Genomic DNA, 9,259 nt, shown 5'->3' on the forward strand with positions numbered 1-9,259 from the left:
TCTACTCTCTTATCGTTATGAGTAAATTACCAAAGAGTATTGAGCTTGACTAGAACAACGGTGTGCAAGTGTGTAGGGAAGTGGTAACTAAGCGGCAGAGAGCGATCAATCAAAAATTCGAGTATAGAGTCGGACCAGTAAAATAACTTCAGCAGTACTTTATAATCCGATGACGTACTGAACACTTTATCTTCAGCACTTTTATTCAGGTAATAAAAAACCCAACTCGAAAGTTGGGTTTTTCAATTCATCAAAGAGACTGAAACCAATTATTTGATTTTTGCTTCTTTGTACATAACGTGCTGGCGAACTACTGGATCAAACTTTTTGATCTCAAATTTGCCTGGCATGTTACGCTTGTTCTTATCAGTTGTGTAGAAGTGGCCTGTACCTGCAGAAGATACTAGACGGATTTTCTCACGAACGCCTTTCTTTGCCATTGCTTATTTCCTCTTAAACGTTTTCGCCACGTGCACGCATGTCTGCAAGAACAGTATCAATACCTTTCTTGTCGATGATGCGCATACCTTTAGCAGATAGACGTAGTTTAACAAAACGTTTTTCGCTCTCTACCCAGAAACGATGAGTTTGTAGGTTCGGCAGAAAACGACGCTTAGTAGCATTTCGTGCGTGTGAACGGTTGTTACCCGTTACTGGACGCTTACCAGTTACTTGGCATACTCGTGACATGAATGTCTTCTCCAAAATCGTTTCAGCTCGATATCAACCTTGGTGGCCGAACCTCTCTATCTCTCGAAAAGAAGTTAGAGGTTAAGAACCGCTATGGAAAATCCATACAAGGCTATCAAAGGTCGCGCATTATACTAACTTGATATGCATTGCTCAAGACCCGAACAGATCCTTTTTACAGGTTTTCGTGATCTTTTTTTAGACAGCAGATTTTTTTAGCAGTCCAAGCTGAATTCAGTTAAAAATTTAGTGGCGTGGATGATAGCAGATTTTTAGCAACTAACAACCTAAAAAACGCACAGTTACATCCAGCCTCTTTCAGCAAAAGAGACACTTTCCCCATCTCCGATGACGAAATGGTCCAAAATACGAATATCCACCAATGCTAATGCGTCGGTGAGACGCCTTGTAATCCTTCTGTCAGCTTGGCTCGGCTCAGCAACGCCTGAAGGATGATTGTGCGCCAAAATCAAAGCCGCCGCGTTATGATGCAGAGCACGCTTAACAACTTCTCTCGGATACACCGACGCTGCATCCAACGTTCCTTCAAATAAAATTTCATCTTTTATCACTCGGTGCTGGTTATCGAGAAAAAGAATATAAAAAGCCTCTCTTTGCCGATCCCTTAAAATAGAAGACAGATATAACTTAGTTTGGTCGGGGCTGGTTAAGGCATCACCACGCTTTAGCGTCTCCGCCAAGTAACGTTGTGTCATTTCTAGTACCGCTTGCAACTGAACATACTTGGCTTGCCCTAATCCTTTGTGACGACAAAACTCTTCTTCTGATGCTGAAAATAGTTGTCTGAGCGAACCAAAGTCTTGAATAAGGAAGTCTGCAAGCTCAATCACGTTCATTCCGCGGGTGCCTGTGCGCAAGAAGATGGCCAGCAGTTCGGCATCGGTCAAAGCTTGCGGCCCTCGTTGCAGTAGCTTCTCTCTGGGCATGGACTCATTTGGCAAAGCTTTCAGTATCATCTGATGTCTCTTTATATGGAAAGTGTCCCTATTCCACAAAACAAAAAGCGAAAGTCGAGTATGACTTTCGCTTTCTTCGTACCATCAGTGCTTTCCATGCAACTTAACAGTTCATCAGAGTTTAAAGTTGCCAACCAAGCCGTGAATTTCCGTTCCAGACTGTGATAGCTGCGTGCTGATTGACTCGGCATGCTGCAACGTCTCATTAATGTTGTTCACGATCTGTTGAATAGCCACTAAGTTTTGGTTGATGTCTTCTGCAACCGCACTTTGTTCTTCTGCGGCAGACGCGGTTTGAATACCCATATCTCGAATTGTTCCGATAGAATGATGAACACCAGAAAGAGATTGCTGAATGAGCGCAGATTCTTCCGCCGTTTTGACACCTCGTTTTTGGCTCACCGACATCGTACTGACCGCTCTTGATACACCATTTTGTAGCTGCTTGAGCATGTCGCCAATTTCATGAGTACTATTTTGCGTACGACTGGCTAACGAGCGCACTTCATCCGCAACGACGGCAAACCCTCGACCTTGCTCACCGGCTCTAGCCGCTTCAATCGCCGCATTTAGGGCCAACAAATTCGTTTGCTCGGCTATCTCGCCAATCACATCCAGCACTTGGGTTATTTTTTCGGTCTGTAAACTCAACTCAGAAATTGCATCTGACGTGCTGTCTATCTCCGTCACGAGTTCGGTAATGCCTTCTATTGCTTGCTCGACCTCATGCTGAGCGGCGGTGACTTGACTGTTGGCATCGTCAATTGCCTGCGCGGTCGCATTAGTATTGCTGGCTACTTCTTTGGCAGTCATGCTCATTTGCGTCACTGCCGTCACGACTTTGTCCGTCTCTAAACAGTGATCCTGCATTTGACCGCTCGCTTGGCTGGTCTGAGTGTTTAGGCTTTGGGAAACGGTCTGTACTGTCGTCGCAGTGCGATGAATGTCCTGCATCAGTGGATGCAGCTTATCCATAAACTCATTAAACGCCGCCGCCACTTCACCGACTTCATCCTGACTTTCGACTTTTAAACGAGCCGTTAAGTCACCGCCGCCTGCGGCAACATCTTTTAATGACGCCGCGACATGTTGTAATGGCTGAATGCCTTTAGACACCACTATACTGGTGAGAACACTGGTAATGATCAATCCAATAACGGAAATCAGCACGGCAGATAACGTATGCTCTTTTAGCTCTTGAGTCTTTAACTCTCTGTGCATCGCAACTTGCTGGTCGATGTCATCAATATAAACGCCAGTACCTAAAACCCAGTCCCATTTCGATAGATATTCTGCATAGCCCAACTTAGGCGCTTGTGCGTCAATGGTCGGTTTATGCCACGAGAAATAGAGGAACCCATCCCCTTTTTGAGAAGCATCAATCAAGCCCGCAATAACTGCGACCCCATTTTCATCTTTTAAGTCGTAAAGGTTTTTACCCTCTAATGCAGGTTTGATGGCGTGCAACGTATTCACACCTTGAGAGTCGTAGGCAAAAAAGTAACCATCGCTTTCAAAGCGCATGGCTTTCAGAATTTCTTTTGCTGCCTCTTTATTACTTCCATTTACATCCGCGTCGTATAACGGTTTTATCGCCGTCACGCCCATCATCATGTAGGCTTGTAACTCTTTCTTTTTCGTTTCGATGAGCTCTTGCCTGTCTCTTGCTAGCTCCGCTTCCAAACTTTTACTGCTGTTGATGTAATACACCACTGAGATCAACGTAGTGATCAACAACAGCGGAATTAGGGTTATCAGCAGCAATTTGTTTCGACTTTTCAACACCATGGTTTCCACTACCTCTTTTTCTTTTCAGACTTGCAAACTCCGCGCAACTTGTCTGTGAGGTAGGCGAGAATTTTCCCTTCCTCGGTCAGATTAATACTCTGGAGTTTGATGTGAATTATCTTCTCGTTATATATGCTCGGGCGGTCAGACTTTGAATTGTGTTAAAATCCGGTCATCAAATTGGAGATCTCACATGCAAACACTAGCAGGAAAGAAAATTCTACTCGGCATCAGTGGCGGTATTGCCGCGTATAAATGTGCGGAGCTAACCCGTCGCCTCATAGAGAGAGGAGCGCAAGTTCAAGTTGTAATGACGAAAGCCGCAAAAGAGTTCATTACCCCTTTAACCATGCAAGCCGTTTCGGGCCGTCCTGTCTCGGACAGTTTACTAGACCCAGCAGCGGAAGCCTCTATGGGCCATATTGAATTGGCCAAATGGGCAGATTTAGTGCTATTAGCGCCCGCGACCGCGGACTTAATCGCGCGCATGTCCGCAGGCATGGGGAACGATTTACTTACTACGCTCGTGCTCGCGACGGATTCCCCTGTTGCTGTTTCTCCTGCGATGAATCAACAGATGTATCGCAATATCGCAACCCAAGAGAACATCGCTACGTTAGCGCGTCGTGGTATGCACATCTGGGGCCCTGCGGCAGGAGAGCAAGCCTGTGGTGATGTAGGACCAGGTCGAATGCTGGAACCAATGCAGCTAGTACATCTATGTGAACAGTTCTTTCAACCAAAATTGCTAGAAGGTAGGTCGATACTCATTACCGCCGGACCAACTCGCGAAGCGATTGATCCAGTGCGTTACATTACGAACCATAGCTCCGGGAAAATGGGCTATGCATTGGCGAGCGCCGCAGCGCAGATGGGAGCAAAAGTCACCCTCGTGAGCGGTCCTGTCAGTTTAAATACGCCCGTAGGTGTTGAGCGCATAAATGTTTCCAGTGCACAAGAGATGTACGAAGCCGTTATGACACATGCAAACCAGCATGATGCCTTTATTAGCTGCGCTGCCGTTGCCGACTACCGCCCACAAACGATCGCGTCTCAAAAGTTGAAAAAGACAGAAGACAACGACGAAATGGTCATTAATATGGTTAAAAATCCTGATATTGTTGCATCTGTGGCAGCAATGACGGAGAAGCGTCCGTTTACCGTCGGTTTTGCGGCTGAAACCAATGATGTAGAGACCTATGCTCGAGGCAAGTTAACAAAGAAAAACCTCGATATGATCTGTGCAAACGACGTTTCGGTTGCAGGGCAAGGATTTAACAGCAACGACAACGCAATTACCCTTTACTGGCCTGAAGGTGAACTTGCGCTCGCTTTAGAATCAAAAGAAGCATTGAGCTTTAAAATTCTCGAAAAAATGCATCAATTGATGTAACTAACGTTTGAAAACCCTGCCAATTTTTTACAAAAGCTGGCATAAATTTGGTACAAAAATGACAACTAAGGGTGTTAAATCTCCCATTCCACCCTTAGTGGTCTAGTTTGAGGCGAAATAGCGTCTTATAATCCCCTCCGCTCAACTTTGTATTTTGAAAGGAAGTAACTAATGGCCGGCAGTAAAAAATCCAACCGTCGTGAAGAGATCTTACAAGCATTGGCAGAAATGCTTGAATCAACAGATGGCGCTTCACGCATTACTACGGCAAAACTGGCCAAGCAAGTCGGCGTTTCAGAAGCCGCGCTGTATCGTCATTTCCCAAGTAAAGCGCGCATGTTCGAAGGGTTGATTGAGTTCATTGAAGAAGCCTTGATGACACGTATCAACCGTATTCTAGACGACGAAAAAGATACACTAGAGCGTATTCGTATGGTGATGCACCTTATTTTGGCGTTCTCTGAACGTAACCCAGGTCTGACACGCATTTTGTCGGGTCATGCTCTAATGTTTGAAAATGAACGCCTACGTGAACGCATCAATCAACTCTTTGAGCGTATAGAAACACAATTGCGCCAAATCCTGCGTGAACGTAAGATTCGTGAAGGGAAGTCTTTCCCTGTCGAAGAGCGCATCCTAGCCGCGCAAATTCTGGGACAAGTTGAGGGGAGCCTAAACCGCTTTGTGCGTAGCGACTTTAAATACCAGCCGACTGCAAACTTTGACGAGTACTGGGCGCTTTTGAGTGCACAAATAAAGTAAAAGACTATGAGTAAAGACAAATACACGCAGCCCGAGTTTTCTCTTTCACTTCTTCACCCTCGTAACTGGGGCGTATGGCTTGGTTTTGGTCTGTTGGCCATCCTCGTCAATATTCTTCCTTATCGGCTGCTGCTTTCATTAGGTCGTTCACTCGGCAAACTTGGCATGCGCTACGGTAAAAAGCGTGTCCACGTTGCTCAGCGTAACTTAGAATTGGCCTTTCCAGACAAAACACCTGAAGAGATTCAACACATTGTTGAAGAGAACTTCAAAAATACCGGTATGGCACTGATAGAAACCGGAATCACTTGGTTCTGGCCGACTTGGCGCTTTAAAAACCTGATCGTCGAGAAAGATCTCGGCGCACTGCGTGAAAAAGCCAAAGAAGGTAAAGGCGTCCTACTTTGTTGTGTCCATGCTCTTAATCTAGAGATCACTGCGCGTGCTTTCGCCGTGTTAGACGTGGCCGGGTACGGCGCGTTTCGTCCGCATAATAATCCTGCTTATAACTTTATCCAGTATTGGGGACGAACACATAACGGCAATAAACTGATTGATCGTAAAGATGTAAAAAAGATGATTCGTGTTTTACGCAGCGGTGAGCGTCTGTTCTATTTACCGGATCACGATTACGGTCGCAAAAAATCAGTATTTGTGCCCTTCTTTGCCGTAGACGATGCGTGTACGACAACAGGCACGAGCATTCTGGCGTATACCTCAAAATGTGCGATCATCCCAGGCTCAGGGTTTCGCAATAACGAAGGGAAATACGACATCATCGCCGATAAGTGCATTGAAGCCGATTATCCACAAAAAGACGAAGTCGCCGCTGCCGCTTATATGAACAAGTATGTGGAAGAAGTCATTCTACGCGCTCCAGAGCAATGGATGTGGCTCCATAAACGCTACAAAACCATGCAAGATGAGCATGTCGAGAAAGGCATTCGCTATAAGTAAGTGGTCAAGGCGATAAATCCAAAAACAAAAAAGGGCAGATGAATATCCATCTGCCCTTTTTACTTTTTCAGAAAAAGTAACCAATTAAATGCCGTATTCTGCGCGGTACGCTTTGACTGCTTCTAGATGCTCTTTGTCTGTGCCTTTCTCTTCAAGGAAAGTCACAAGGTCAGTCAAGCTAACGATCGAGATGATTGCACAACCAAAGTCACGCTCCACTTCTTGAATCGCAGACAACTCACCTTTGCCTTTTTCTTGGCGGTCAATCGCAACCAACACACCAGCAAGGTCTGCGCCATTTGCTTGAATGATTTCCATCGATTCACGAATCGCAGTACCTGCTGTGATTACGTCATCTACTAGCATGATACGACCTTCAAGCGCAGAGCCTACAAGGTTACCGCCTTCGCCGTGATCTTTCGCTTCTTTACGGTTGAAGCAGTAAGGCGTGTCGACGTCATGATGATCCGCCAGCGCGACTGCTGTTGTCGTCGCGATTGGGATACCTTTGTACGCCGGGCCAAACAGCACATCAAACTCAATGCCAGAATCAGCGAGCGCTGCTGCGTAAAAACGACCAAGACGCGCTAGGTCACGACCAGTATTGAAAAGACCAGCGTTAAAGAAGTACGGGCTTTTACGGCCAGATTTCAAAGTAAACTCACCAAACTTAAGAACTTCTTTCTCAAGTGCAAACTCAATAAATTCACGCTGGTATGCTTTCATTATTTTCTCTCTATGTCCTTGGTTTCTTGTGTCTCTTCTCGACAATCATTCATTTCTCTATTGTCGAGATAAAAAAATAGCCCCCATAATGGGAGCTATCTAAATCAATTGGCTAACGCCGCCTTCTGCGCTGCGACAATTTCCGTAATGCCGACTTTCGCCGACTCGAGCAATGCCATCAGCTGTTCGTGACTGAACGGTTCACCTTCTGCGGTGCCCTGAATTTCAATCATCTTGCCTTCTTCGGTCATTACTACGTTCATGTCTGTGTCTGCCGCTGAATCTTCAACGTATTCAAGATCACACAATACTTCGTCGCCTAGTAAGCCGACAGAAACTGCCGCTACGTGGCCTTTCATTGGATTCGCTTTTAGCTTGCCGCTATCTACTAGGTGTTGAAATGCATCGGCCATTGCAACACTTGCGCCGCTGATGGATGCAGTACGCGTACCACCGTCAGCTTGGATAACGTCACAGTCAACGGTGATCATGAACTCACCCATGGCTTTTAGATCGACAACTGCACGTAGGCTTCGCGCGATAAGACGCTGAATTTCCATCGTACGGCCGCCTTGCTTTCCACTTGCCGCTTCACGACGAGTACGAGAATGTGTTGCTCGAGGTAGCATGCCGTATTCAGCTGTAACCCAGCCTTTACCTTGACCTTTTAGCCAACGTGGCACAGATTCTTCGACGGTCGCATTACACAACACTTTGGTGTTACCGAACTCAACTAGCACTGACCCTTCAGCGTAAGCTGTGTAGTTACGAGTAATTTTGATAGGGCGAACTTGATCCGCCTTGCGATCGTTTGGACGCATGGGCATCTACCTTAAATATGAGGAGAAGACGATTTGGTTGGGCGAAGATTATAACGGAATCGATTCCGGATTCATAGGTTACGCCTCTGGCACAACATAAACAATCCATACATCCCGCGCACCTATCGACGCAGCGTGATACACTCTTGAAGTAATTTTCAAAAAATGAAGACAGGAAAATTCGATGATTTACAGTATGACAGCGTATGCACGCAAAGAAGTAAAAGGCGATTGGGGTTCTGCGGTATGGGAAATCCGCAGCGTGAACCAGCGTTATTTAGAAACATACTTCCGCATGCCAGAACAATTTCGCGGATTAGAGCCCGTTTTACGCGAGCGTTTTCGTAAGCGCTTAGCGCGAGGAAAAGTAGAATGTAATCTACGTTTTGAAGCAAACCCTGCCGCAAAAGGTGAGCTTAGCATCAATGAAGCGCTTGCTAGCCAGGTAATTAAAGCCGCTGAACAAGTCATGCACATGACTGGTGAACTGAGCCGAATCAATCCATTTCAAGTCATGCAATGGCCGGGGGTAATGGAAACGCCAGAGCAAGACATGGATGCGGTAAATAAAGTGCTACTAGAAGCGTTTGATGGCGCAATGGATGAATTTATTGAAGCGCGCGCTCGTGAAGGCGAGAACATGAAGGCGCTGATTGAGCAACGCCTAGAAGCGATCACATCAGAAGTTGTGAAAGTGCGCGCACGCATGCCAGAAATACTAGAGTGGCAACGTGAGCGTCTGTTCTCTAAATTTGAAGATGCGAAAGTAGAGCTAGACCCATCTCGCGTTGAGCAAGAGCTTATCCTTCTGGCACAGAAATCAGACGTAGCAGAAGAGCTAGACCGTCTTGATTCTCACGTAAAAGAAACCACAAACATTCTGAAAAAAGGTGGCGCAGTCGGTCGTCGTCTGGACTTCATGATGCAAGAGTTCAACCGTGAATCGAACACGCTAGCGTCGAAATCCATCAGCACCGACATCACCGCATCGGGCGTTGAACTGAAAGTTCTAATTGAACAGATGCGTGAGCAGATCCAAAACATTGAATGATCTAAAAGTCATCGAGTATGACCCGTCCTGATATGGGTTGACACTTTTTAACTAAAACGCTCGATGTACTTCATCGGGCGTTTTGTATTTTAAA

10 protein-coding genes are annotated in these 9,259 nt (G+C 46.0%); 4 read left to right on the forward strand and 6 right to left on the reverse strand.

Annotated features, from left to right (window positions below; translation table 11 throughout):
• Positions 1-269: 269 nt before the first annotated feature.
• The 4 genes from rpmG to R7Q46_RS21615 all read right to left on the reverse strand — a co-directional run bounded on the left by rpmG (position 270) and on the right by R7Q46_RS21615 (position 3,455).
• A complete protein-coding gene (gene rpmG / locus R7Q46_RS21600; RefSeq protein ID WP_004410866.1) occupies positions 270-440 on the reverse strand; it encodes a 50S ribosomal protein L33 in 171 nt (56 codons plus the stop codon).
• A gap of 13 nt (positions 441-453) precedes the next feature.
• Positions 454-690 (reverse strand): 50S ribosomal protein L28, encoded by a 237-nt coding sequence (gene rpmB / locus R7Q46_RS21605; protein ID WP_005384783.1) that lies wholly within the window; start codon positions 688-690, stop codon positions 454-456.
• Positions 691-992: 302 nt separating this feature from the next.
• A complete protein-coding gene (gene radC / locus R7Q46_RS21610; protein WP_031780918.1) occupies positions 993-1,667 on the reverse strand; it encodes a RadC family protein in 675 nt (224 codons plus the stop codon).
• Between the two features lie 114 nt (positions 1,668-1,781).
• Positions 1,782-3,455, reverse strand: coding sequence for a methyl-accepting chemotaxis protein (locus R7Q46_RS21615; protein WP_213872028.1), 1,674 nt, complete (start codon positions 3,453-3,455; stop codon positions 1,782-1,784).
• Between the two features lie 193 nt (positions 3,456-3,648).
• Here R7Q46_RS21615 and coaBC point away from each other — a divergent pair, with 193 nt between their 5' ends.
• The 3 genes from coaBC to R7Q46_RS21630 all read left to right on the forward strand — a co-directional run bounded on the left by coaBC (position 3,649) and on the right by R7Q46_RS21630 (position 6,567).
• Positions 3,649-4,848, forward strand: coding sequence for a bifunctional phosphopantothenoylcysteine decarboxylase/phosphopantothenate--cysteine ligase CoaBC (gene coaBC, locus R7Q46_RS21620; protein WP_213872029.1), 1,200 nt, complete (start codon positions 3,649-3,651; stop codon positions 4,846-4,848).
• Positions 4,849-5,019: 171 nt separating this feature from the next.
• Entirely contained in the window at positions 5,020-5,610 is a 591-nt protein-coding gene (gene slmA, locus R7Q46_RS21625; protein ID WP_005379386.1) for a nucleoid occlusion factor SlmA, read from the forward strand.
• A 6-nt stretch (positions 5,611-5,616) separates the two neighbouring features.
• On the forward strand, positions 5,617-6,567 hold the full coding sequence (locus R7Q46_RS21630) for a Kdo(2)-lipid IV(A) acyltransferase (RefSeq protein WP_213872030.1): 951 nt from the start codon (positions 5,617-5,619) through the stop codon (positions 6,565-6,567).
• A gap of 84 nt (positions 6,568-6,651) precedes the next feature.
• On the opposite strand, the gene pyrE is transcribed toward R7Q46_RS21630, so the two are convergent.
• On the reverse strand, positions 6,652-7,293 hold the full coding sequence (pyrE, locus tag R7Q46_RS21635; RefSeq protein WP_026000307.1) for an orotate phosphoribosyltransferase: 642 nt from the start codon (positions 7,291-7,293) through the stop codon (positions 6,652-6,654).
• A 104-nt stretch (positions 7,294-7,397) separates the two neighbouring features.
• Positions 7,398-8,114 carry a ribonuclease PH gene (rph, locus tag R7Q46_RS21640; protein WP_031780917.1) on the reverse strand — a complete coding sequence of 239 codons (717 nt, stop codon included), beginning with the start codon at positions 8,112-8,114 and terminating at the stop codon, positions 7,398-7,400.
• 184 nt (positions 8,115-8,298) lie between these two features.
• On the opposite strand from rph, the gene R7Q46_RS21645 reads away from it, so the two are divergent.
• The gene (locus R7Q46_RS21645) at positions 8,299-9,165 is read left to right on the forward strand and encodes a YicC/YloC family endoribonuclease (RefSeq protein WP_005384776.1); all 867 of its coding nucleotides are present in this window, start codon (positions 8,299-8,301) and stop codon (positions 9,163-9,165) included.
• The last annotated feature ends 94 nt before the right edge of the window (positions 9,166-9,259 follow it).

This window comes from Vibrio sp. 811 (assembly GCF_033339195.1).